We start from the raw sequence: 24,040 nt of genomic DNA on the forward strand, positions 1-24,040 counted from the left end.
GAAGGAAACATTTCCACAAGGACTGATAAAAGAATAGTTGATGTAATTAACAAGGTAGAGGACTCAATGGACAAGTACCGTAATTTATTCGACAGCAATAAGGGAAATATCCTGTCAAGCATTAAACTGGGCCATGCAAATGTTCTGGATTTAAGCCAGACTGACGAATATGTTGCTGAAGTGCTTGTAAGTCATATCATGAGAAATTCACTTCAAAGAAGGAAAAATGCTGTTCACGGTCATTCTAAAGATACATTGAACCATCCAGTATTTTATGTTATAGAGGAAGCTCATATTCTGGCTCCGAATAAGCGCGATTCACAGTCCAAGCACTGGATTCAGAGGGTTGCAAGGGAAGGCCGTAAATTTGGTCTGGGTTTATGTCTTGTAAGCCAGTCCCCTAAAACAGTCGACCATGATGCACTCTCTCAGATGAACAACATGATAATCTTGCGTCTGGTTGAGCCTGAAGACCAAAGACATGTTCAGTCAGCTTCAGAATCATTATCTAAAGATTTAATCGATCAGCTGCCGTCTTTAAATGTCGGTGAAGCTATTGTTTTAGGTTTAATGACCAGAGTTCCTACATTAGTCAAGATTGACGAGTTCAAAGGTCGCCGCACAGGTGGGGATTTGGACATCATTGGTGAATTGGCAAACTTTGATAAAAAGCAAGATGATGAACTTGAACGTCAGAAACAGGAAATGGATGATTTAGGTTGTTATGATTATTAGTTGAGGTCAATATTGCTCTTAGAGTAGCATAAACCTTAAATAATTAATGAATTAAATTACTACATAATTAAATACTTTGATAGTGTTTAAATTGGTTATATACAAAATTTATAAAAAGGTAATATAATGAAATTTGCACATTTAGCAGACACTCATTTAGGTTATCGTCAATTTGGATTATTTGAACGAGAAAAAGACTTTTATGAAGTGTTTGAAAAGATTATTGATAAAATAATAGAAGAGAAAGTCGATTTTGTAATACATAGTGGAGATTTGTTTGACAATGCAAGACCATCTCCAATGGCTCTTTTGACATTCCAGAAAGGATTGTTGAAACTCAAAAATGCCAATATTCCTATTTATGCCATTGCAGGAAACCATGACTTTGCAATGCGTAAAGGATCCATTCCTCCACAGGTATTGTTTAAGAAGTTTGGTTTAAAGGTAATCAGTCCAATCAACACTAATTACACATATGAGGATGTTTTTATAGCTGGTTTTCCATTCCATTCCTCTTCACAGGACAGGGTTTTAAAATCCAAATTGGCAGAGCTTTCCAAAAAGGCGGCAAACTATGACAAATCCATCCTGGTACTGCATCAGGGTATTGACAAATACTTCAATTTGCAGTACGAACTGGAAATAGGCGAAGTTCCGGATAACTTCACATATTATGCGATGGGACATCTTCACAATTACATCAACGATGATTTCGGTAAGGGTAAACTTGTCTATCCAGGATCAAGTGAAATCTGGAAAACGACTGAACTTGAAGACTACAGGAAAAACGGAAAAGGCTTTGTTATTGTAGATATGGATTCTTCAAAACCTTCCGTTGAGAGAATCAAAATTGACCTTCCACGGGAATTCATTGACAAGACAATTGATTTTGAGAATTTGGCCGATGAAATAGAATCAATCAAAGACACGATAAAGGATTTCGATAAGAAGCCTATCATCAACTTAACGATAAACAATGTAACTTCAACCAATGCTGCTTATGAGCTGATTAATGAGGAGCTCGATGATTTGACACTGATGGTAAGGCCTAAGTTCAACACTCCCGGCGAAGAAAACATTGACCTGATTATCGATAAGGAAAATGCTCTGGGTCCTATTGAAGTGCTTGCTTCCAGATTGGACAGCTATGATGATGAGGACATTACAAAATTCGCCACAGATTTATACGGATTGCTTTCTAAAGACAAAAATGAAGAAGCTAAAGAACTGATTGATGAGTTTTATAAACAGAAATTCCCTATTGATGAAGAAGAGGAGGATTAAAAATGATTTTTAAACGATTAAGATTAAGGAATTTTAAATCATATGGAACAGAAATTATCAATTTCCATAAAGGAATCACTGTCATTGTTGGAGAAAATGGTGCAGGTAAATCCTCTATCTTTGAAGCAATAAGCTTCGCTTTATTCAAACAGCACACCGCAGGAAAACTAAGTGATTTGGTTCGCAATAACACTGATTCAATGAGTGTTGAGCTTGATTTCGTATCCAGAGGAAAGGAATTTAGGATAATGAGGGATAAATCCAAATCAAAATCAACTTCAAGGCTTTTAACCAAAACCTCCAGTGACGGAGAGTTCATGTCACTCTGCTCAGGAGATAAGGAAGTGTCAGCATATATTCAGGAAATATTGGATATGGATGCAAATCTCTTTTTAAATGCGATTTACGTAAGACAGGGCGAAATAGCAGATCTTGTTGACAAAACACCTGCAGACAAGAAAAAACTGATTGGTAAATTATTAGGTCTTGATTCACTTGAAACCGCATGGAAAAATTTATCTCCATTAATTAGCGAATACGAAAATAAACTTTCCGAAATCAAAGGAAAACTGTACTCAAAAGATGCGCTTAAGGAGGAATACGATGCGAAAACCTCCGAGTTAAACGAATTGAAAGACAGGGGCCATGAACTGGAATCCCAAATTGAAGAGGTTAAACAGCTGATAGCTGAAATTTCCGAAAGCAAACGTAATATGGAACGTGAAAAGGAAATTTATGAAACCCAAATGAATAACCTCACCAATGAGCAGTCAACATTGGAAAGGCTTGAAAAGGACAAGCATCGTCTTCAGGAAAACCTGGATGAAATCCGCCAAGCAGAAGAGGAAATCAACCGTCTGGAAAAATATGTCTCAAAACTTGATGTTTATCTGGACTTTGAAAAATCTGTTGTTAGCATCCAGTCTCTTAAGGAATCTGAAATCGAGCTTGAAGATAAAATAGATTCAATAAAAGAGCAAAAACAATCAATTCATGCTAAAAAACAAGGATATAATGATTATTTAGCATCTGATGAGAAAATAACCAAATTGACTAATCAGAAAGTTGACTTGGAAAAGAAATTGGCTGCATTAACTCAGCTTGAAAATGATAAAAAAGATTTGTTGAAGGTCATTGAATCAGACAGAAACGATATTGAGAAATTCTTCTCTCTTTCAAAAGAAAAACTATTGGATTTCGGTATTTCTCAGGATGATTTGGTTGATGTGGATGATTTAAAGAAATTAGGTGAAATCACCAAAGAATTTTTAGAGGAGATTTCAACAAAAATCGAAGATTTAACCTCAAGCATCAATTCCAAAAATGAGGATATCGTTGCATTCAAACAGGCTATCGCTTCTTGTGAAAAACCTTTGGAGGAACTGGCTGATGTGGACAACAAATGTCCGGTCTGTCAATCCGACATTGATGATGCTAAAAAAGAAGAATTGATTACAGGTTACAAAACAGAAATCGAAGAAAACACTAAAGCAATTAAAGAAAATGAGGAGACAATTCGTTTATTCACTAAAAACAAAGAAAGTTTCCAGGAAAAAGAAACTAAAGTTAAAAAACTATCCGAAGAAATTCTTGAATACAAATATAAATTCTCTAACCTGGAAAAAGACTTGCAACGCTTAAAGGAAATAGATGAAGGTCTTGACTCTAAAGAGCATACCAGCAATCAACTGGGAGAAATCATTATAGAAATAGCTAATGAAAACAAAAACAAGGAACAATATAAACAGGACCATGATGATTATAATCAGGCTAAAGGAGCTTTGGATGTTTTAGGCAGTCAGACAGAATCCGAATACAAATTAAAGCAAATTAAAAATGAAATTGATGTTCATGTTAAAAATATCAAATTGGCTATGGAAAATGATCCTCATTTAACCGGTGACATGGATAATCTGGAACTTAAACAGCGCATTGATGATTTGAAAGAGAAAAATGAACAGTACAACCAGCTAAAAGGTTTTGTTCAAAATAAAAATTCTATTTCAGCCCAATTTGATTCAGTCAAAGAAGACATTGGCGTTTCCAACAATCAGCTGGAAATCATTCAAAATAAGATTAATGCGTCAACTTACGATAAGGAAAAATATGAACAGATTATCTATCGTGATGAGATGTACGGAAGAAGGCAGGAATCTTTCAGCAATGAACTTTCTGAAATTAAAGGAAGAGCCAGAGAGCTAATTAATGTTCACAAGTCTTTAGCTGAAAAAATCAAGAACAATGACAGATTCCAAAACGAATATGACAATATTTCCAAATATCTTGTATTGTTAAAGAATATCCGTGAATTATACAGTAAGAACGGTATTCAGAAAGAATTGAGAAACAATTCAAGGCCAATCATACAGAAAAACACCAAAAAGTTCTTTGATGACTTTAATTTCAATTATTCCGATTTGATATTGGATGAGGATTATAATGTTGTCGTAAGAGGTCCTGAAGGTGAATCTTCAATGTCAATGGTTAGTGGCGGTGAAAAGATAGCTATTGCCTTAGCTTTAAGGTTAGGTATTACGAAATCCATGGCAAAAGGGGATCTGGAAACTATCTTATTGGATGAGCCTACAATTCATTTGGATGATGCCAGAAGACAGGAATTAATTAACTTGTTAAAAGAAATGTCTCTATTGCCTCAAATGATAATTGTAACTCATGAAAATCAGCTGGAAAGTGCCGCTGATAATCTGATAAAAGTAGAAAAAGAAAATGGAATTTCAAGAATAGTAAACTAATTACTATTCTTCCATCAATTCATCTGAATTTTTTATTGAATCAACGATACAGTTTGCATTCCATCCGACAATGGTCGCTGCTTTTTCCTCCAGTATTTCCGGAACTTCTTCAAGTCCGTATGGTCTTACAAGAACTATTGGAATGTTGTATTTTTCTGCTGCTTCCATTAAATCTTCAAACTGTTCCTTATTGTCTTTGTATAGTCCTGCAAGCAGTATTATTCTATCGACTTTTTTAAAGAATGTTTCTCCGGCTGTTGCATATGCAGAAGACATTGATTCTTTCCACAGGAAATCTGTTTTTGAGAATAATTTTTCGGTAAACTGTCCGTATTCTCTTTTTTTATCAATTCCGTTACTGATAATTAAGTTATAAATTTTATCATCCTTATCTTCTTCAAACATTCATTTCACCTAATCAAAAAATATATTTTATTAAATATGTAAATTAATAATATATTTAGTATAATTTATTTTAAGGTTTATGTTTTTTATGAAAGCGGCGGTTATTGGTTTAGGTGTAGAAGGTAAAAAAGCGGTTAATTCACTTTTAAAACATGGTTGGGATGTTTATGCAAGTGATTTGAATAGTAATGTTGATTTATCAGATTTGGATTTACCTGGTATTTCTTTAAATTTTTTGGATGGTGGAGAAACGTTTTCTATAGTTTCAGATGCACTGACTTTGGATTTGGGTTTTACCAATTCACAGGCTATTGACGAATGTGATGCCATTGCAATCAGTCCGAGCATGTTCGGAGGATCTTTTGCAACCAAACTGTTGAGTGAGGGCAATCTTTTAAGCGATGTTGTATCAAACCATAAAAAAATATTCACTATAGGTATTACCGGAACCAACGGTAAGACCACTACTGTCCACATGTTGAAATCAATTCTGGAAAATGCAGGGAAAAAGGTTTTAGTTGGCGGAAACGGCGGTGGAGGCTTTTCAGGTTATTATGATTTAATGCTTGAAGCCGAAAACGGCGACTATGACATTGTACTTGTTGAAGTCTGTGACATGACTTTGGATTTCTGCAATTATGCCTTTGACTTTGATATGGTCGGTCTGACCAACATAGGCAATGACCATATGGATGTTCACAAAACCATTGCAAACTATAAGGATTCCCTTGTAAGGTTTTTTACCGATAAGGAAATTTTCACGGCATTTAATCAGGATTTCAACAGCAACTTCAAGGAAGTCGCAGCTAAGCATATTTCCTATTTCGAATATCAGGATGAGTTAAAGGTTTTTGGTAAATTCAATAAGCTTAACGCCGGTTTGGCCATGGCAATTGCAGGTGAATTAAAGATATCAAAGGATATTATTAAAGAAACCTTGGCTGATTTTGAAGCTGTAAGCGGCCGTTTGGATGTTTATAAAATTAATGACGCACTGGTTTATGTGGGAAAAACTGATAATTCCGATGCTTTAAAGTCTGTCTTAAGTGAAAAGGACTTTTATGCAATATTTATTGGAACTCCGAGATCTCATGAAACTCACAGGCTTGAAATTATTGATGAGGCCGTTAAATACAATCCTGAAGTCATTGTAATATTCCCTGGTCTTGATGATAATCTTGACTTGGCCATTTACCGTTTGAACTATTTAAAATATCGCGGAAGGGTGCTGACTGCAACATCATTGGATGACATTATAGCTTATGTTGCAGAGTTTTCACATGAGGAAGCTATGCTTATAGGCGGTAACGGACAGGATGCCATTATTAATATTCAGGAAAGAATTAAATTAATCTCTGAAAAGTTATCATAAACATCATCTATAAATATTAATAAGATACATATCATTTAGTAATAGTAAATTTACTAAGGTGTTTGTAATAATGAGTTATGAATGGAGAAATACATCTATTAAAATTGTTTTGATTTTATTTGTTGTTTGTATAATGTTATTTGCATTTTCATTTGTAAATCATACTTCATTTACTGGTCAGTCATTTGCTGAGGCTTATGATTTGCCTATTGGTCAGTCAATGTTTGCCGGAGATTCTGTTTTGGATGACAAGCCTATGGTGGAAGTTCCATTGCTTTCAAATCCATCTTTTATTGTCCATGAAATTTCAACTCTTGATTTAAAAGGCATTCTTTTGACTTTAACTACAGGTTTTGTTCCTTTTGATTTCTCAACCATCTCTTCAGAGGGCATTAATTCCTATGGGGATGTTTACGGCTTTGAAGGTCCGGGATATCTGACTATTGAAGGAGACAAATTGGCTGTGAAAGCTCCTGATAATTATATCTGGGGTTACAGTAGTCCTTATAAGGTTTTAACCAAAACTGAAGATGGTTTAGATATTGTTGAAAATGGTACTGTTGTACAGTCTGTTCCTACAGATGAAATTAAAAATTTGAATTTCAGCAACGATTTCTATAATGTTACTTCAATTTTAAATTGGTATAATTATGATTCAAGTGTAGGTTCAAACTTCACTTTGCAGAAAGGAATTGTAGGATTCTCTGATGGTAGAAATAATATCAGCTATGATGATGTAGAACGTATTTTCGGTAAAGAAGTTTCAGATTATGTGGATGCCTATCCGTCATATTCTCCAATTGTTCTATACATGGGAAATACCACTGAAATAGACGGTGAAGTTTATTACACATATTTGGGTTCTCACCCGGAATATGGTGACAGCGTAAGGGAATTCAATGCCAGACAGTTCGTTGAAGCTTGGAACAATACAGTCATTCCGCCAAACTCTTCAGGTAACGGACATGACTATGTCTCATTCGGTGCGGCTTCTGATGATGAAGCTCCTGGAGGAAGTGCTGCTCACGGTGTATGTCCGCCTGCAAGGGCTTTAAGAGCTGCTGTATTAGCTGAAGGATTTGGATTGCCTGTTGGTATGGACGGTTCTGAAAATGCAGTATTGTATGGTTACAACCCTGCCAGTGACATTAAAGTAACCAATAATCATGACTATCCTGTTAAAATCGTAATGTGGACTGAAGGTGAAGGAACCGGAATGTGCATATTGGCTAAAATTGTCAGATATGTTCCTACAAGCGATGTCAATTCCACAAATATGACTACAAATTCAACAAGTTCAACTGATATAGGTGACTCATCCACCTAATACTTCTTTTTTTTTATTATGTCAATTTCAGCTATTATAACTGCTGCCGGAAAAAATTCCAGGATGCGCAAAGATCAGATTTCGAGAAATCTTGAAGTTAAAAATAAGCTAATTCTACCGTTCAAAGATAAGACTGTTTTGGAGACCACTATTGATAATACATTATCCGCAGACATTGATGAATGTATTGTTGTACTTGGCCATTATAGTGATGAAATAATGGAAGCTATTTCCAATAATTATGAAGATTCTGTAAAATTTATCATTAACGATCCATGTGATGTAGGTCTGTCAACTTCATTGTACAATGGTCTGTCAAATATCACATCAGATTTTGCATTATGCGTTACTGGCGACCAGCCCACAGTCTCAACAGAAACATTCAACAACATGATAAATGTCCTTGAGAAATGTGAAAATCCATTCAATACTATATCAATTTTGAGAAGAAGAAAAACAGGTCTTTTGGATACTGCCGAAGGCCTTGGAATGCCATTTGTAGCACCAAGGGAAAATCTGATGAAATATCTGGAAAATGAGGATGACAATCTGAATCCTATTTTAAGAAAAATATTTGCTGATGGCTACACATTTTATGGAATAGAAGAAAAAAATAAAAAAGAATTGTTAAACATTAATCATTATGATGATTATCTGGATGTAATTAAATAGATTCTAATCCATTAATTACTTCTTCTATTTTTGCAGCACTGATACCAATGGTCATTTCATTGTCTTTGATGTCAGCTGCTTTTCTGGAACCATCACAGCCTAATGTAAAGTTAATTCCGTCTTCGATATATGGATTTGCAAAAGCGTCTCCACAAAGTGACTGAATACCTGCGAAACTAGGGTTGATTTTCTCACCTGTTGCATATACGATACTTTGTGCGAGTTTCATTCCGCCAACAGGTTCGGTTATTATCTGGATTACATCAGCTTCAAAATCAGCTTCATCCAATGGTGCATAAATCATTCCCCAGTGATTATCTTTTACAATTGATAATTTGGATGTAAGACTTTTTGCTGTTTCCAGGTCTTTGAATCTGCCTAAAGAGAAGTATTTTTCACCGTTAGCCAATTTTTCAGGCATGTCTCTTAAACCGATTGCTCCAGCTCCGCCAAGACACATCTGTTCTTCAACGGTACTGTAGAATTTTTCACCGAGAGAAGCTTTTCTAACCATTTCGCAGTGTCTTACTTTTTCTGAAATCAGTTCATATCCTTCAGGGATATCCTCTTCACTTTCAATCAGTTTCATTGCAACAGGTTTGCATGTCAATTTGACATTTGAAGCGATAACCTCACAATATTTTTGATTTTTTTCTAAATTATTAGTCATAATACTCACCTATATAACTATTTGTATTAAGGGATTTTAAACTCTTGTGTTTTGCTTTTGTTGTTTTTACAAAAAGTCTTGAAATCGCATGCTGAACAGGTTCTTTCCTCTCCTTCCGCACTCCATGCATCCTGTATTTTGCAGCCGTTTATCTCTTTTATGATTGATGTTTCTATTTTTTCAACAACATCATCGAATTTCTCAAGGGCATCATTGATTTTTTCATCATCAATTGGTATGATTCTGATTGATCTGTCGATTTTGAACTTTTCAGATAGTTTGGGCATGTCATCATCTTCCTGCCAGTTATCGATCAGCTCAATATCGTCCTTATACTCATCACCATCACCCACATCGGTCAGATGATAGTAGATATCCTCTTTTATCAATTTCAGGTCTTCTATTGAAGGAACAAGCTCATTTAAATAAAATATTATTCCGGCAATTGGCTTTTTGCCTTCCTGCTTTTGCCTGAGCCATGAATATGTCAGAATCTGCCTTTCATGGTAGTCCCAGTTTTCATTATTGCTGTTTGCAACATCCTGAGGAGGTCTTTTCATTCCTTTATAGTCAATGATGATTTCGTATTCGTCCTCATTATATTTTTTAACCAGTTTGTTGAATTCATCATTTTCCTTAAGGTATCTGACGATTTTATTGTTGTCATGGATATTGACCAGACTCAACACGTCAATTACTCCGTTAATGCCGTAGTATTTTGAACGCTTGTCATTTTTGGTATATGGCATATCCCTTAGGCCTTTAATCAGTACCTCTGCAGATTCCATCAGTGGAAATAAGTCGGCTCCCCAAACGTTAATTGCCTTTTCGGCCCTTGCACTGGCCAGTTTTTTGTGATCATATTCATTCAAATCTTCGATTTCCATTTCAATGTCCGGATGATTTATGGTGAAGAAGTGATTTGCCGGAGGATAAAGTCCCCTTACCTGAAGTCTTCTGTCAATAATGTCTTCAATTGGTCTTATGTCTTCTTTCCAGTCCCATGGAAACGATGTCTTTTCATTTTCCCATTTAAGATAAGCCTCTTCCATCACACCATGAATGAATTCTCCAAACCATAGCTGAATAGGCATTGATGGGGGAAGCGTTCCCTTGTTCTGATATCTGTACTGCAATCCGCAGGTTAAGTATGATAATAAGTCTCCTGTTAAGCTGTATTCCGGTATCATGTAGGGTTTTGATTTTGAGGATAACTTCATTTAATCACCTTCATACTAAATAAATTTCTCTAAATCCTTTCGGATGTTCGTCTCTGCTCCATCCTAAAGCAACATTAGGAATTGACCTGTGCTTTTGCTTAAATGAATAGCCGTCAATGGCAGGGTTAAGTCCAACTAAAATTAATATATGCTCTGCTCTTGAAAATGCAACAAAGTAAAGTCTTGTCAAGTCATCAAAGGATTTGTCCTTTTCGCTTCTGTCTCCTTCTCCAAGTTCACTGTATTTACGGATGCTTTCTTCCATAATCGTATAGTCAGGTTCCTTTTTGGGAAATCTCAGATTTTGAGTTCTGACGTCGTTTTTCTTGAATTTGGATCCCACATCAACAATCACCAGCGGAAATTCGAGACCTTTGGACTGGTGTATTGACATGATGTTCAGTCTGTTTGTAGGCAGTGTCTCAAGCAGGGATTCCTCAATTGAAACGTCTCCTGTAGCTATCGGCAGGAAAATGTTCCAGATTGCTTCAAGAATTGATGCAGTTTCCTCTTCCGGTGAGGTAAACACAATATTTGCAGAATATTTGTTGAAAAATCCAGTTTGTGTAATTGACTGGGTAATCGCTTCAAGATATACCACTCCCTCAGCATCCTCCTGCAGGAAATCAAGCCAGGTAACAAGCTTGTATGCAAGTTCCATTAAGTTGGCTCTATTAGGCCATGTATCATATCCTCTAGGGTTTCTTCTCTGCCAGTCGATAACAAATGTGTTTAAATCGAATGGTTCATGAGGTTCCGGATTAAGTTTAAGATATTCACGGGCCTCATATCTCCAGCGCTGCATATTTCTTCTTCCAAGATTAGGAAGCTGCTTGTCTGAATCCTGGATTTTTGATTCCGGGTCAATACATTCAAGCATCAGGCCGCAGAATATTGCAACTTCCTTAATCTCCTGCAGGTCACGTCCGCGCGGATTGAAGACCTCTATTGGCTTTCTTATTTTTCCAAGCTGGCGTCTCAGATGCCCGTTTAATGTATGTGTTCCATGACTCATTTCCTTCGGTGAAAACGTTAAAAGAGCCATATCTGATGCTGAACCTTCTTCCTCATCCAGCTTGATTGTGATGGGTTCTTTTCCACGGGCTTTCTGGACACTCTCTTTTCTTAGGGCAACAAGTTCCTGTGGTGTCTTGCAGTTTTCAAGTTTTCTGAAGTATTCGTCATCGATAACTCTGTTTACCTTCAGTGTTGTTTCTCCTTCATTAATCAGTTCGCTTACAAGTTTTGCCAGGTCTTTGGACAGCATTTCCAGGTTATTCCTGAACAGTCCCAAAATTGGCATGTTGTAGTTTTCAAGTTCAGGGGCAATGATTTTAGGCTTGTCTTCGACTCTTGCGTTCTGGTATTCGTTGTCAAGTTCAACGAATCTGTTGCAGTGGTTTATGATATTTTTGCTTGAACGGTAATTTGTCCTCAGGTTAATCTCTTCAACATCGATTCCAAGCTTTTCCTTAACTCTGGCTTTGAAATTCGTGAAAAGGTCAACCGTAGCTCCTCTGAAACGGTAAAGTGACTGGTCATCATCTCCCACAACAGTAATGCTTCCTCCATTTGCAACTGCTGACTGGGCCATTGTGAAATAAATCTCTTCCTGAATCAGATTGGTGTCCTGATACTCGTCGATTAGGATTATTTTCAAGTCATCCAGAAAGATATCTAGCTTATTGTTTCTCAGTGAATCCAAAAATTTTGACTCAAGCATTGCAAAGTCAATGATGTTCCTGCTTCGAAGCTCCTCTTCATATTCTCTGATGCAGTCAAGAGCTATTTCAGCACCGCTTCCCTCACCGACATTGCTGTAGAACTCTTCCATATCAATCTGGTCATAATACATCCTGTTTTTCATCTCCAGAAGAAGTTCGCTCATCTGGGAAGCTTCTTTCAGCTTATCTTTTTTTGTGAAGCTTTTAAGATATCCTTCAAGATTAGGATTCAGGTAACGGTTGTCCTTTAAAAGTATTTTGACCATAGCGAATTTGGCAACAAATGTTTCGATAACCTCTTCCTGGTTTGTTCCAGGTTCCTTGTGAACACGAAGAAGCTCCTGAGCAATACTGTCAGTAGTTCCTAAAGTAATCTGGTTAAAGTCAATTCTGTTTATTGCCATAAGCAGGTCAAAGTCGTCTCCGGCATTGTCAATGAGATAATTCTTTATTTCATCCCCCCAGCCGAGTATACGTGAATACAGCTCATCTGCAGCCTTTTTTGTAAATGTTGTTGCCAGTATTTCATTTGGCTTGACGTCATCTACAAAAATGTATTTCAGTATCTTAAGCACAATAACGGTTGTTTTTCCGGATCCCGGTCCAGCTACAATAAAAAGTCCTTCATTTTCTTTTGAAAGAATAGCTTTTTTCTGGTCATGGTTGGATGAAATATCTCTTTTCAAAATATTTACAACTATATCTTCAAATTCCTCATAACTAATCATTGTAATTCCCTAAAAATTTTATTATATTATATTTATTTTTTTTATGGTTAATAAACTAATTGAGAGAGCATTTGAACAGTATTAAAAAAATACAATAATTTAAATATTAATTTAATCAATATAATATCTGAATAACTATTTTTAATGATTATTATGTTAGATTCTCCGATTGATGCATTTAAAAACGATGTCAGGTTTAGGGATTACATTGCCCATGTTGAAACAATCCCTGCAAAAAAAGCCAGTTTCAAAAAAATACCTGATTTAAATGACAAAATCGTAGATTATCTTGATTCAAACGAAATTAAGCTATATGAACATCAGGCCGATACTTATGAAGCCATAAAAAGGGATGAAAATGTTATCCTTACGACTACTACTGCTTCAGGTAAGACTTTGGCTTTCAATCTGCCGATTATGGATTGCCTAATAGATGATGAAAAGGCAACTGCCCTTTACATTTATCCTGCAAAGGCCTTATCCAATGACCAGCTGAATGTTTTAAAGGATCTGGAAAAGGATTTGGATATTAAAATCAATCCAAGAACATATGACGGTGACACTCCAAAATCCCAGAGATACTCAATCAGGCAGAAATCACGTGTGATTCTGACAAATCCGTATCAGCTGCATCTGATTCTGTCATGGCATCATCAGTGGGAGAGATTCTACAGAAACCTGAAATACATTGTAATTGACGAAGCCCATTACTACAGGGGGGTTTTCGGTTCAAACGTAGCATTTCTAATCAGAAGGCTTAAAAGAATTGCCAATTTCTACGGGTCAGACCCTCAGTTTATCTTATCTTCAGCCACATTGGCAAATCCGCTGGAGCTTGCAAACAAGCTGACAGGTGAAGAGTTCACTTTGGTTGACAATGACACTTCACCAAGTGGAGAAAAGGATTTTATCTTATTCAATCCTTTTAAAAACTACAGAAATTCAGCAACATCTTCCGCTCCTTCAATACATGTTGTTACAGCAGATATTTTCCGTTATCTTATGCTTAAAAACATTCAGACATTATGCTTTACAGTGTCACGTAAGATTACTGAGCTGATTGCTATGTGGTCCAAAAAGGATGCCAAATTAACTGACGGTAAATTGGATAATTCCCGTATTGCCGCATACAGGGCGGGATATCGTCCTGAAGAGAGACGTGAAATTGAGGACGGATTGAAATCAGGCAAATATCTTGGAGTTACATGCACCAATGCATTGGAGTTGGGTATTGACATAGGATCTCTGGATGCTGTAATCATATCCGGTTTTCCCGGAACGATGATGTCCACATGGCAGCAAAGCGGACGGGCAGGTAGAAGCAATCAGAAATCATTAGCTATTTTGCTAGCTTTTGAAAACCAGCTTGATCAGTATTACATGAATAATCCTAAGGCATTTTTCTCAAAGCCTCAGGAAAAGGCAATCATTGATTTGTCCAATCCGATATTGCAGGAAGCACATCTTCTGTGCGCAGCCAATGAACTGCCGCTTAAAAAAGGCGAGGCCATGACGTATTTCAACATTTCAGATGACGTTCTGGACACTTTGGTCAAAAGGGATGATTTGTACCTTTCAAGGGTGGGCAATTATACCTATAAGTATGATGACAATCCGGCATTTGACCATTCACTTGACCAGATTTCATCAGAGGAATTCAAGATAATGAACAATGGTCGTCTTCTGGAGACAATGGAGCGTTCACAGGTTTATCGTGAAGCGCATCAGGGTGCAATCCTAATCAATAAGGGAGAAACATATACTGTGGACAATGTCAATCTCAAATCAGGATATGTCAATGTATCAAAGAAAAATGTTGACTATCACACGATGGTGCTCAACGACACTGAAGTAAATGTCGTGTCAAAAGAGTTCAAAAAGCAGTATGGCGATTTGACGATTCATTTCGGAGAACTGAACGTTAAAAAGGATTACTATAAATACAAAAAAATGCAGCATTCTAAGGTTCTGGGAATGTATGATCTTGACTTGCCTCCGCTGAAATTCAGGACCAAGGGATTATGGTTCACAATTCCGAAAAGCGTAAAGGACACGCTAAAGAAATTATATCCTGATGACGATGAGGTCTTTGAAGGAGGGCTTCACGGAGCCGAACACGCATTAATCGGGCTATTTCCGCTGCAGGTGATGTGTGACAGATTTGATATCGGCGGAATGTCAACACCGTATCACAAGGACACTGAAGAGGCCACAATTTTTATTTATGACGGATATGAGGGCGGAATAGGAATCTGTGAAAAGGCGGTTGATGTATTCGTTGAGCTGTTGAAATCCACATTGGATTTGATTAAGGGATGCAAGTGCAGAGACGGATGTCCTTCATGTATATATTCGCCTAAATGCGGAAATGATAACAAGCCGCTTCACAAAAAGGCAACTGAATATATTTTACAGTATATGCTTGATGAAACATTGAAGAATAATTCTGAGGTTAAAACCGAAGAAATTCCTGTCGTTGAAGATGAGGACTTATATTCACAGGCACTAAATCTTTATTCAGACCATTTATATAGTCAATCCAAGGACATTCTTCATGAAATATTGGCGGATGATGCCGATGACTTGAATGCAAATCTTTTGATGGCTCATGTATTGTATGAACAGGGAATCGAAGACGTTTCAATGTATTATGCAAGAAAGGCATTAAAGATAAGTCCTTCAAACCAGAATGCCGCAGCATTGTTGCAGAAACTCCAGTTCGCTCCGGCCAGTAAGGATTTCGTTCACAAAAGTGTTGAAAAAAATGAGACAGATAAATCCTTTGATGATGTTGATACTCTTTATGAGGAGGCGTATGATCTTTTCAATCAGGGTGATTTGGATACTGCACGTGAACTTCTTGAAGAGCTTCTCGCAATTGATGACACTCATGTGGAAGCCACTGCACTTATGGGATATGTCTATCGTATGGGCGGTGCATTTCCGAAAGCTATGGAATATGCAAGAAAAGCCTCCAAACTGGATAAGAATAATGAGATGGTTCGTGAGTTAATTAAGGAATTGTCTTGAATGGCAATGGTTAATTGTTTTTTTAAGGAGCACCTGAATAAGCGCTGAATCCTTTTTCGAAGTGGTCACATACCTTTTCAAGTTCTTCAGGTATGTCGATGTGTTGTGTACAGTAATCAAGACAGGTTCCGCAGTATGTGCATTCATCAGCGGGAACTTTCTCGTCACCTAATTTATCGAAATAATTTTTGTAGATGTCTGATTCCGGCTGGTTTTTGCTTCTGTTGTATAATGCGAAATATTCTGGTATCGGAATCATTTCAGTGCATGCATCAACACAGTATCCGCATTCGCTGCATGGAACTGCCAGTTTTGAGCTTAGCTTTTCAGCCATTTCTTCCAAGAATTTGCTTTCAGTTTCATCCAAAACCTCAAAATTTTCAAAAGTGTCGCAGTTATCCATCAAATCATCCATCTTGCTCATTCCGCTCAGGACGATTTTCACCTGTTCAAGGGATGCGCAGAATCTCAACGCATAGCTTGCAATTGACTTGTCAGGGTTAAATTTATTGAATTCCTCTTTGATGTCATCAGGCTGGTTTATGATTACTCCTCCTTTCAGAGGTTCCATAACGTAGACATCGAGTCCGTATTCAACACATAAGTCATAGCATTTGTGTGCTTCAATTGCAGGGTCTTCCCAGTCAAGGTAGTTCAGTTCCAGTTGTACGATGTCAAGGAAATCACCATATTTTTCTAAAACTTCTTTTAAAAGTTTTGAGTTGTCGTGGAAACTGAAACCTATTTTTTTAGCTATTCCATCCTCTTTCATTTTTTTAACGTATTCGAATGTCTTTGCGTTTTCAGCCAATTTGAACCATGGCACATTAATGTTGTGAACGAAAAACACGTCAAAATAGTCAATTCCTAGTCTTTCAAGCATTTCTCCTACAAACTTGTCGTTGTCATCTTGCGAAGTCAGTGCCCATGTAGGCATCTTGTCACAGATCTGATAGGATTCTCTCGGATATCTTTCAACTACCGCTTTTCTTATGGCTACCTCGGACATTCCGTTGTGGTAAGCGTAAGAGGTGTCAAAGTAGTTAAATCCTTTTTCCATATAGATGTCAACCATTTCATTGAATAATTCCTGGTCTATGCTTGTAGGGTCGTTTGGGTCTGTTGTCGGAAGCCTCATGCATCCGAAACCGAATTTGCTTTTATAAGTCATATTATTACTCCCTCTTTTTGATAATAATACTTTATTTTATAAGATATATAAATGTTGTTGATTGCAACAATTTAATTTGATAAACTTTATTAACACATTAAATTAAAAAATATAATATTAAAAATTATATTTTTTTCTTAGGTGAAATAAAATGCATGAATTGTCAATGGCTCAAGGAATAATAAATGCAGTTATCGAAACTGCCGAAAGTAATAATGCAACCGAAGTCAATGAGGTTACCATTGAACTTGGAAGACTTGCAATGGTTAATCCAGAGCAATTAGAATTTATTTTAGGTGTATTGGTTGAAAATACAATTATGGAAGATTCAAAAATAATATTTGAAGAAATTCCGGTAGAAATTGAATGTCATGACTGTAATTTCCATGGAAAAGCTATACTTGACGATAAGGACCATTATGCACCTATTGTCAAATGCCCTGAATGTGACAGCTTTGCCATTGAAATCTTAAACGGTAAGGATATTGTTGTTAAAAATATTGTAATTGAAAAACCTGAGGATGATTAAATAAGATTATAAGGTGATTATATGCATCAAGTAGCAGACGTTGAAGTAGCAAAAAACATTATGGACGCTAATAAAAAACTAGCTGATAGAAATAAGAAAAACTTAGAGGAAAAAGGAATATTCTGTGTTGATTTTGTAGGAGCAATAGGATCCGGAAAAACAACTCTGGTCGAAGAAATCATTGACAATACAGATTACAAAATCGGAGTATTGGCAGGAGATGTAATATCCAAATTCGACGCAGGAAGAATAGAAAAGCATAATGTTCCTGTTGTAGGACTGAACACAGGAAAAGAATGCCACTTGGATGCTCATTTGGTGGGCCACGGTATTGAAGACCTGCCATTGGATGACATGGACATGCTTATCATTGAAAATGTAGGAAACCTAATCTGTCCGGTTGACTTTGAATTGGGTTCACATTTAAGAATCGTTGTTGTAAGTGTCACAGAAGGAGACGACACAGTTGAAAAACACCCAATCATCTTCCAGACTTCAGATGTTGTTGTCATCAACAAAGTTGATTTGGCTGATGCTGTCGGTGCAGATGCCGATAAAATGGTTGATGATGCTAAAAAATTAAACCCTAACATCAAAGTCATCAAATCCAGCTTAAAAGAAGGCGTTGGATTGGATGAAATTATTGCCTGCATTGAAGATGCAATGAAAAACTAGTCTGGTGATTTTTTGAAAATTTGGATTGATATTTCTAACGCTCCTCACGTGAGGTTTTTTAAGGACGTAATCAAGTATCTTGAAGCTGAAGGTGAGGATTTAATCGTTACAGCAAGGCAATTCGGAGATATCCATAAGCTGATGGATATGTATGATATAGACTTCATCTCTGTTGGAAAGCACGGTGTAAGTCTTTATGACAAACTTAAGGAAAGTACTTCAAGAGTATACAATCTTGTTGATATTATAGCTGATGAAAGGGTTGATGTCGCCCTTAGCAAGCATTCTATCGAACTTCCTAGAATCTCATTCGGTTTAGGAATTCCGAGTTTGTACGTTTTAGACAATGAACATGCCCTTGCAGCCAACAAGTTAACATTACCTTTATGTGACAGAATTATCACTCCAAGCAAAATCGATATGTGGAAACTAATGAAATTCGGAGCAGATCCAAATACTATTATTCCATATAACGGAACTTCAGAACTGATGCACTTCAAAAGCTTCAAATATAACGATGATGTTTTCAAGGATTTGAATCTTAAATTGGAACATCCAAAAACCATTCTGATGAGACCTGAACCTTCCCTTGCATCATACCTGGATGCGGATTGCAGAAAATCAGTATTGTCTCCAATCGTTGATGATTTGAAAGATTATGCAAATATTCTTATTCTGCCAAGATTCAAGGAACAGGCAGACATTTTCGAAGGAATCGACCATGTAACGATATTGGAGCCTCCAGTTGACACTTCAAGCTTAATCAAGAAATGTGATTTGGTTATTGGTGCAGGAGGAACAATGAACAGGGAAGCAGCTATCCTTCAGACTCCCGTCATTTCATGCTATCCGGGCACTACTTTGTCAGTTGACCAATACTATATTGACAATGGACTTATGTACAGGTCAAACAACGTAAATCAGGTTGTTACAAAGGCTTTGGACTTCCTTCAAAATCCTCATGAAAAAATAGATCTTAAAACTGATGACCTGTTCCAGATTATAATAGACAACCTATATGATTTGGGAAAAAACGGCAAATAGTTTTACATGAAAATTATTAAAAATCCGGAGTTATTGATTAATGCCGGAAACCCTAAAGGCAAATTGGGTGAAGAGCTGATCAATAACATGAATGTTAACCATGAAGGACTTGCTCAATGGGGAGCAAGTCATTTGAATATTTTTAGAGATTCACTTATTTTAGATATTGGCTGCGGTGGCGGAGTCAATGTCAAGAGATTTTTAAAATTAACTGATAATAAAGTCTACGGAATTGATTATTCGTCATTATCCGTTGAAAAATCAATACAACTGAATTTTGAAGAAATTGAAAATCAGAGATGTGAAATAAGGCGAGAATCAGTTTCTGAAATGTCTTTTGAAGATAATACTTTTGATATAATAACTGCTTTTGAAACAGTCTATTTCTGGCCGGACTTTGAAAACGACCTAAGGCAAGTCAATAGGGTCTTGAAAGATGACGGTATTTTTCTTATTTGCAATGAAGCCCTTCCGAAGGAAAATGATGAACGCCAAAAGGAATTCATTGAATTGTTGAACTGCAATATCTACTCTGAAGATGAATTAATCAGCTATTTAAAAAATAGTGGTTTTTCAAGGGTTAAAACTCTAGTTAAGGAATCAAAGGATTCATTCACGGGCGAAGATGCATCATGGATTTGTGTTATTGCACAGAAGTAATTTGTGGGGAAAGTATGTTGGTAATTAAAGATTCCATAATTTTGCTGATAATTATCATTCCATTTCTGTTAAATATGATACTTTTTAGTAAAGATAAGGATGGATTATACAGGTATCTATTACTACTGTAGGAATTGTATTATACAGAATATTTGATTTAAAGCCAATGGGAATAGTATTAACAATTTTTGGTTTAATTTTATTAATCTGTACTGATAGAAATTATTATACTAAAAGATTGTATTTCATATACAAATACACAAATCCTCCAGTCATCAAATATTATTATAAACTAATAAATTATTTAAAAAATCAGTTAAAACCAATAACTCAACATAATATTGTTGTAAATATTTTTTATATCATTTATGCGATTTTTTGGTTAGTAATATTAGCTATAGTTTTCATACACTGGAATTTGGATACATGGAATTTTCTATTTGCATTATCAATTTCAATAATATTTTTCTTCATTGGTTTTGCTTTTGATTAATTAAGTTAATCATACTATAAAATTTTTGTAAGATTATTTCTGATTCATTTAGTTGAAGATAATCGATGTTACTTAATGTCCTTTAAAAAGTCCTGCCAAATTGTTCTTTCAATGCTTTCTTTTATTTCCAGATTCACCAGATCATAAACTTTCAGGCCTTTTTCAGTTGAACTGTATACCTTAATTTTCATATTGTTGTGTTCGCTTTCATATGATCTGATTAAACCTTCTTTTTCCATCTTGTTTAATATGGGATATATTTTGCTGCTTGGTATTTTTTTCATTATTCCTTTTTCAATCTGTGGCTTAAAGAAATCATCAATTTTTTTCATCAATAAATAGCCATACAATTCTTCATTTTTCAATAAGTAAATGATGATGTGCCTTATCAAAGCATTGGATAGGTTTTTCATCATAATCTTATTCTGATTAATGAAACTTTTAAAGTCTTCATCCGCTATATCATTCATGATTATGCCTTTGTTTTTAATTATATAAAAAAATTTATATATGTATTAAACTATACATATATAAAAAAATTACATAGGTGTTAAAATGAAAACATTAATCGTATACTATTCAAGGTCAAATACAACAAAAAAAGTGGCAGAATATTTAAAAAGCAAATTAGGCGCTGATATTGAAGAGGTTACAACTCCGGTTAATTATGGTGGTGCAATAGGCTATGCAAAAGGGATAAAAGACAGCGTTCAGGAAAAAGTCATCGAAATAGGTAATTTGAAATATGATCCCGGCGATTATGATCGAGTAATTATCGGAACACCTGTCTGGACATCAAAACTTGCAAATCCAATTTTAACTTATATTAAAAAAAATAATTCTTTAAAAAATGTAAGTTTATTCATTGTCGGTAAAAGCAACGGATTTGAAAAAGTTGAAGAACATTTCACAAAAGTCAGTGGAGTTAAACCACAAAAAACCACTTATATATTGGAAAAAGAAATAAACGACAATACTTTTGAAAACAAAGCAGATGCATTATTATGATTAAGATTCATGTACTTCACACAGGTTATGTTAACATTTCAGAGTCATTGGCCTTTAGGGATGAGGTAAAAAAGCCTTCACTTCCACAATTGTCAATACTTAGCTCATATGGTAGAAAAAACCGTCGATGCTTTCCGGTTTCCGTATATTTCATTGAACATCCAGAAGCATCAATACTATTTGATTGCGGATGGTCCAAGGATATGTCACCTAACGGCAATTACTCCAAATTGGCCCAAATAAGGCACATGTCTCTGCCTCTGTTTCTGGCTAATCAGGGTTATGTTCCCAAGGGTAAATCTTTAGAAGGCCAGCTTTTTGAAACTCCGGATTATGTAGTATTGTCCCATCTTGACGTTGACCATGCATCAGGTCTGTGTGAAGTAAAGAATTCTCCAAACATAATGGTTTCAGATAAGGAACTCGAATTTGCTAAGAAAAATAAGCTTAGATATGTATCTCGTATGTGGGATGATGTTGACCTGAAGACATTCAACTTCAAACAGGACAATCCTTCAATTAAAACAGGTCCTGTCGGAAGAAGTTATGATTTGCTTGGTGATGGAAGCGTGGAACTGATAAACATTCCTGGCCACACTCCTGGACTCACTGCAATGAAGATAAGTCATGATGAGAAATTCGTTTTGCTATTTTCTGACGGAGGATATGGGACTGCCTCCTGGAAGGACTTGATAATGCCTGGAATCTGTGATGATGAAAAATCCGCTTTTGAATCCCTTAAATGGATTCGAACGCTTAGTTTGGATAAGAACTGTGTTGAATCACTGGCCAATCATGACATGAATGTCAGGCCTCATGTTATAGAATTATAGTTTTTTACACGAACTCCAAATACTAAAACGGATAACAACAAGACGACAATTGATCCGATAAATATGGAATTAGTGTCATATCCAATAATCAAATATCCTCCAATGCTGGTTCCAATAGTAATTCCCACATTCATCATTGAAAAGAACATTCCGTTGGCAAACTCCGGCGCATCAGGAGCTGCTGATGTAATCCAGTACTGCAGAATATTATTTAAAATACCATCAAGAGCCCCCCAAATTATTGCAAGAATAACTGTTGGAATTGTTAGGCTTCCGAGAAGATATAACGCGAATAAAATAGTGCTTAGAACAAATGGATAAATCAGAACTGTGGGATTGGGTTTTGACATAAGCAGTTTTCCTCCAAGCCATGTACCAAAAATTGATGATATTCCAAATAGGAATAATGTAATGCTTAAATTAATGCCAACAATATGGGTAATTGTTTGTAAAAACTCTGAAATATAAGAATAACTTATGCAAACGCCAGTAGTCAATATGACAAGTCCGATTGCGGATATAGCAAATATCTTTGTTTTTGCTTTGCTAATTTCATCGCCGTAAGATGTCTGTTTTCCCGGCAGTTTTGGGAAAAATAATATTGTTGCAACTAATGCAAAAAAGTTGACTCGCCAAACCAAAGCATTGCTGCACTATAGCCCACGCTTGTTGCAAAAAATGTGGTTATTGGAACACCGACAATAGTTCCTGCTGACACGCCCATTAAAATTTTGCTGATGCCCATTTGAGCTTCATCTTCAGGAAGAATTTCTGAAGCCACAACGAAAGTTAAGCTACAATATGCAGGATATATTATTGCAGGAATAATTCTGCATAATAATCATATGTAAAAGTTCTTTGCAAATGCTGAGACAACACTGGCAATTACAAAAACGCTTAAAACAAGAATAAATGTCTTTTTCCTATCATATCTGGAAAAAACCAATGGTATGAATAGACTTGTGATAGCTATTATCAATGAAAAGCAACTTACATATAATCCGGCCTGGTCTATTCCAACATTAAAATAACTGGCTATCTGAGGCAAAATTCCAATAACTCCAAGTTCTGTTGAAACAATACCGAATGTTCCAATCATCATGATTATAATCATCAAGTCATTTCTGTTCATGACTCATAACTTTATTTTGCTCCATATATAACTTTGTCCACCCAGAATAAACCCAGTATATACATAATGAAATATAAATATATAAATTGTGATACTATGTTAATTGATATTACGTTAAAGGTAACTCCAGAACTGAGGGAAAATGCTTCAAATAATCTGGATTCTGCCTTAGTGGGACATGTAGGAACACATTTTGATGTGATGGATAAGGAATTTCCAATTGAATATACAAAAAGGCATGCAGTAGTCTTTGACATCTCAAATATCCAAAATAGGGATGTGTTAATTTCAGATATTGATTTGGATAAAGTTTCAAAAGAGATGTTTGTCCTTTTCTATTCAGATTTTATCTTAAATGTGCAAGAATACCTCGCCTTCTTAAGGTGAGGATGAATTGCATAAAATAGGGGTCTTTGATTTTTTTTGTGTAATTAATATTATTATTTTTAGTGTTTACTTTTTTTTTTACAAGTGCAGGTCAATATTGGTATACTTTTATAATAAATAGATTTTAATATCTTTTTTGGGATATATTTCTTATTATGGAGAGTGATTTGAATAGAAAATCAACATTC

The 24,040-nt window shown here is 35.8% G+C and carries 23 protein-coding genes; 14 read left to right on the top strand and 9 right to left on the bottom strand.

The window, feature by feature from the left end:
• From IJQ68_RS07115 to IJQ68_RS07125, 3 genes are all read left to right on the top strand, one after another.
• The coding region (locus tag IJQ68_RS07115; RefSeq protein ID WP_292798652.1) for an ATP-binding protein at nucleotides 1-735 on the top strand (735 nt) is incomplete at its 5' end.
• A 126-nt stretch (nucleotides 736-861) separates the two neighbouring features.
• Complete coding sequence (locus tag IJQ68_RS07120; protein WP_292798654.1) at nucleotides 862-2,019, top strand: DNA repair exonuclease; 1,158 nt, start codon at nucleotides 862-864, stop codon at nucleotides 2,017-2,019.
• Nucleotides 2,020-2,021: 2 nt separating this feature from the next.
• Nucleotides 2,022-4,772, top strand: a complete 2,751-nt coding sequence (locus tag IJQ68_RS07125; RefSeq protein ID WP_292798656.1) for an AAA family ATPase — start codon at nucleotides 2,022-2,024, stop codon at nucleotides 4,770-4,772.
• Nucleotides 4,773-4,775: 3 nt separating this feature from the next.
• Here the strand turns inward: IJQ68_RS07125 and IJQ68_RS07130 are convergent, their stop codons facing one another.
• Nucleotides 4,776-5,177 (bottom strand): nuclease, encoded by a 402-nt coding sequence (locus IJQ68_RS07130; protein ID WP_292798658.1) that lies wholly within the window; start codon nucleotides 5,175-5,177, stop codon nucleotides 4,776-4,778.
• Nucleotides 5,178-5,265: 88 nt separating this feature from the next.
• Here IJQ68_RS07130 and IJQ68_RS07135 point away from each other — a divergent pair, with 88 nt between their 5' ends.
• The 3 genes from IJQ68_RS07135 (at nucleotide 5,266) to IJQ68_RS07145 (ending at nucleotide 8,548) form a co-directional block, all read left to right on the top strand.
• Nucleotides 5,266-6,549: a Mur ligase family protein gene (locus tag IJQ68_RS07135; RefSeq protein ID WP_342765139.1), complete on the top strand. Its 1,284-nt coding sequence runs from the start codon at nucleotides 5,266-5,268 to the stop codon at nucleotides 6,547-6,549.
• 70 nt (nucleotides 6,550-6,619) lie between these two features.
• Nucleotides 6,620-7,876 (top strand): hypothetical protein, encoded by a 1,257-nt coding sequence (locus IJQ68_RS07140; RefSeq protein WP_292798662.1) that lies wholly within the window; start codon nucleotides 6,620-6,622, stop codon nucleotides 7,874-7,876.
• Nucleotides 7,877-7,894: 18 nt separating this feature from the next.
• Nucleotides 7,895-8,548, top strand: a complete 654-nt coding sequence (locus IJQ68_RS07145; protein ID WP_292798664.1) for an NTP transferase domain-containing protein — start codon at nucleotides 7,895-7,897, stop codon at nucleotides 8,546-8,548.
• On the opposite strand, the gene IJQ68_RS07150 is transcribed toward IJQ68_RS07145, so the two are convergent.
• The 3 genes from IJQ68_RS07150 to IJQ68_RS07160 are packed head-to-tail and all read right to left on the bottom strand — an operon-like array spanning nucleotide 8,541 to nucleotide 12,890.
• Entirely contained in the window at nucleotides 8,541-9,218 is a 678-nt protein-coding gene (locus IJQ68_RS07150) for a DUF169 domain-containing protein (RefSeq protein ID WP_292798666.1), read from the bottom strand. The two genes, IJQ68_RS07145 and IJQ68_RS07150, sit on opposite strands and share 8 nt — an antisense overlap.
• A 26-nt stretch (nucleotides 9,219-9,244) precedes the next feature.
• On the bottom strand, nucleotides 9,245-10,438 hold the full coding sequence (locus IJQ68_RS07155; RefSeq protein ID WP_292798668.1) for a PD-(D/E)XK nuclease family protein: 1,194 nt from the start codon (nucleotides 10,436-10,438) through the stop codon (nucleotides 9,245-9,247).
• A 10-nt stretch (nucleotides 10,439-10,448) separates the two neighbouring features.
• Nucleotides 10,449-12,890, bottom strand: coding sequence for a DEAD/DEAH box helicase (locus IJQ68_RS07160; RefSeq protein WP_292798670.1), 2,442 nt, complete (start codon nucleotides 12,888-12,890; stop codon nucleotides 10,449-10,451).
• Between the two features lie 153 nt (nucleotides 12,891-13,043).
• Between IJQ68_RS07160 and IJQ68_RS07165 the strand changes: the two genes are divergently transcribed.
• The gene (locus IJQ68_RS07165; protein WP_292798672.1) at nucleotides 13,044-15,920 is read left to right on the top strand and encodes a DEAD/DEAH box helicase; all 2,877 of its coding nucleotides are present in this window, start codon (nucleotides 13,044-13,046) and stop codon (nucleotides 15,918-15,920) included.
• A 22-nt stretch (nucleotides 15,921-15,942) separates the two neighbouring features.
• Here IJQ68_RS07165 and IJQ68_RS07170 read toward each other — a convergent pair whose 3' ends face one another.
• Nucleotides 15,943-17,091: an aldo/keto reductase gene (locus IJQ68_RS07170; protein ID WP_292798674.1), complete on the bottom strand. Its 1,149-nt coding sequence runs from the start codon at nucleotides 17,089-17,091 to the stop codon at nucleotides 15,943-15,945.
• Between the two features lie 151 nt (nucleotides 17,092-17,242).
• On the opposite strand from IJQ68_RS07170, the gene hypA reads away from it, so the two are divergent.
• From hypA to IJQ68_RS07190, 4 genes are read left to right on the top strand one after another with little or no spacing between them, the layout of a single operon-like run.
• A complete protein-coding gene (gene hypA, locus IJQ68_RS07175) occupies nucleotides 17,243-17,620 on the top strand; it encodes a hydrogenase maturation nickel metallochaperone HypA (RefSeq protein ID WP_292798676.1) in 378 nt (125 codons plus the stop codon).
• 21 nt (nucleotides 17,621-17,641) lie between these two features.
• Entirely contained in the window at nucleotides 17,642-18,295 is a 654-nt protein-coding gene (hypB, locus tag IJQ68_RS07180) for a hydrogenase nickel incorporation protein HypB (protein ID WP_292798678.1), read from the top strand.
• A gap of 12 nt (nucleotides 18,296-18,307) precedes the next feature.
• Nucleotides 18,308-19,339, top strand: a complete 1,032-nt coding sequence (locus IJQ68_RS07185; RefSeq protein ID WP_292798680.1) for a DUF354 domain-containing protein — start codon at nucleotides 18,308-18,310, stop codon at nucleotides 19,337-19,339.
• 6 nt (nucleotides 19,340-19,345) lie between these two features.
• Entirely contained in the window at nucleotides 19,346-19,999 is a 654-nt protein-coding gene (locus IJQ68_RS07190; protein WP_292798682.1) for a class I SAM-dependent methyltransferase, read from the top strand.
• A 561-nt stretch (nucleotides 20,000-20,560) separates the two neighbouring features.
• Here IJQ68_RS07190 and IJQ68_RS07195 read toward each other — a convergent pair.
• The gene (locus tag IJQ68_RS07195) at nucleotides 20,561-20,962 is read right to left on the bottom strand and encodes a PadR family transcriptional regulator (RefSeq protein ID WP_292798684.1); all 402 of its coding nucleotides are present in this window, start codon (nucleotides 20,960-20,962) and stop codon (nucleotides 20,561-20,563) included.
• Between the two features lie 85 nt (nucleotides 20,963-21,047).
• Here IJQ68_RS07195 and IJQ68_RS07200 point away from each other — a divergent pair, with 85 nt between their 5' ends.
• Nucleotides 21,048-21,500 (top strand): flavodoxin, encoded by a 453-nt coding sequence (locus tag IJQ68_RS07200; RefSeq protein WP_292798686.1) that lies wholly within the window; start codon nucleotides 21,048-21,050, stop codon nucleotides 21,498-21,500.
• A complete protein-coding gene (locus IJQ68_RS07205) occupies nucleotides 21,497-22,333 on the top strand; it encodes an N-acyl homoserine lactonase family protein (protein WP_292798688.1) in 837 nt (278 codons plus the stop codon). Before IJQ68_RS07200 ends, IJQ68_RS07205 begins: the two co-directional genes overlap by 4 nt.
• Here the strand turns inward: IJQ68_RS07205 and IJQ68_RS07210 are convergent.
• The 3 genes from IJQ68_RS07210 to IJQ68_RS07220 are packed head-to-tail and all read right to left on the bottom strand — an operon-like array spanning nucleotide 22,315 to nucleotide 23,465.
• A complete protein-coding gene (locus IJQ68_RS07210; protein ID WP_292798690.1) occupies nucleotides 22,315-22,974 on the bottom strand; it encodes a hypothetical protein in 660 nt (219 codons plus the stop codon). The genes IJQ68_RS07205 and IJQ68_RS07210 overlap by 19 nt on opposite strands.
• A complete protein-coding gene (locus IJQ68_RS07215) occupies nucleotides 22,944-23,114 on the bottom strand; it encodes a hypothetical protein (protein WP_292798692.1) in 171 nt (56 codons plus the stop codon). Before IJQ68_RS07215 ends, IJQ68_RS07210 begins: the two co-directional genes overlap by 31 nt.
• A 60-nt stretch (nucleotides 23,115-23,174) precedes the next feature.
• A complete protein-coding gene (locus IJQ68_RS07220; protein WP_292798694.1) occupies nucleotides 23,175-23,465 on the bottom strand; it encodes an MFS transporter in 291 nt (96 codons plus the stop codon).
• Nucleotides 23,466-23,561: 96 nt separating this feature from the next.
• Between IJQ68_RS07220 and IJQ68_RS07225 the strand changes: the two genes are divergently transcribed.
• Nucleotides 23,562-23,852 (top strand): hypothetical protein, encoded by a 291-nt coding sequence (locus IJQ68_RS07225; protein WP_292798696.1) that lies wholly within the window; start codon nucleotides 23,562-23,564, stop codon nucleotides 23,850-23,852.
• Nucleotides 23,853-24,040: the final 188 nt, after the last annotated feature.

The sequence above is a fragment of the Methanobrevibacter sp. genome (assembly GCF_017447225.1).
Classification (GTDB): Archaea; Methanobacteriota; Methanobacteria; order Methanobacteriales; family Methanobacteriaceae; genus Methanocatella.

Excerpts from the sequence above, each read along its gene's own strand:
- IJQ68_RS07120 (WP_292798654.1), top strand. The coding sequence starts at position 862 with ATGAAATTTGCACATTTAGCAGACACTCATTTAGGTTATCGTCAATTT.
- IJQ68_RS07125 (WP_292798656.1), top strand. The coding sequence starts at position 2,022 with ATGATTTTTAAACGATTAAGATTAAGGAATTTTAAATCATATGGAACA.
- IJQ68_RS07130 (WP_292798658.1), bottom strand. The coding sequence starts at position 5,177 with ATGTTTGAAGAAGATAAGGATGATAAAATTTATAACTTAATTATCAGT.
- IJQ68_RS07135 (WP_342765139.1), top strand. The coding sequence starts at position 5,266 with ATGAAAGCGGCGGTTATTGGTTTAGGTGTAGAAGGTAAAAAAGCGGTT.
- IJQ68_RS07140 (WP_292798662.1), top strand. The coding sequence starts at position 6,620 with ATGAGTTATGAATGGAGAAATACATCTATTAAAATTGTTTTGATTTTA.
- IJQ68_RS07145 (WP_292798664.1), top strand. The coding sequence starts at position 7,895 with ATGTCAATTTCAGCTATTATAACTGCTGCCGGAAAAAATTCCAGGATG.
- IJQ68_RS07150 (WP_292798666.1), bottom strand. The coding sequence starts at position 9,218 with ATGACTAATAATTTAGAAAAAAATCAAAAATATTGTGAGGTTATCGCT.
- IJQ68_RS07155 (WP_292798668.1), bottom strand. The coding sequence starts at position 10,438 with ATGAAGTTATCCTCAAAATCAAAACCCTACATGATACCGGAATACAGC.
- IJQ68_RS07160 (WP_292798670.1), bottom strand. The coding sequence starts at position 12,890 with ATGATTAGTTATGAGGAATTTGAAGATATAGTTGTAAATATTTTGAAA.
- IJQ68_RS07165 (WP_292798672.1), top strand. The coding sequence starts at position 13,044 with ATGTTAGATTCTCCGATTGATGCATTTAAAAACGATGTCAGGTTTAGG.
- IJQ68_RS07170 (WP_292798674.1), bottom strand. The coding sequence starts at position 17,091 with ATGACTTATAAAAGCAAATTCGGTTTCGGATGCATGAGGCTTCCGACA.
- hypA (WP_292798676.1), top strand. The coding sequence starts at position 17,243 with ATGCATGAATTGTCAATGGCTCAAGGAATAATAAATGCAGTTATCGAA.
- hypB (WP_292798678.1), top strand. The coding sequence starts at position 17,642 with ATGCATCAAGTAGCAGACGTTGAAGTAGCAAAAAACATTATGGACGCT.
- IJQ68_RS07190 (WP_292798682.1), top strand. The coding sequence starts at position 19,346 with ATGAAAATTATTAAAAATCCGGAGTTATTGATTAATGCCGGAAACCCT.
- IJQ68_RS07195 (WP_292798684.1), bottom strand. The coding sequence starts at position 20,962 with ATGAATGATATAGCGGATGAAGACTTTAAAAGTTTCATTAATCAGAAT.
- IJQ68_RS07200 (WP_292798686.1), top strand. The coding sequence starts at position 21,048 with ATGAAAACATTAATCGTATACTATTCAAGGTCAAATACAACAAAAAAA.
- IJQ68_RS07205 (WP_292798688.1), top strand. The coding sequence starts at position 21,497 with ATGATTAAGATTCATGTACTTCACACAGGTTATGTTAACATTTCAGAG.
- IJQ68_RS07220 (WP_292798694.1), bottom strand. The coding sequence starts at position 23,465 with ATGAACAGAAATGACTTGATGATTATAATCATGATGATTGGAACATTC.
- IJQ68_RS07225 (WP_292798696.1), top strand. The coding sequence starts at position 23,562 with ATGTTAATTGATATTACGTTAAAGGTAACTCCAGAACTGAGGGAAAAT.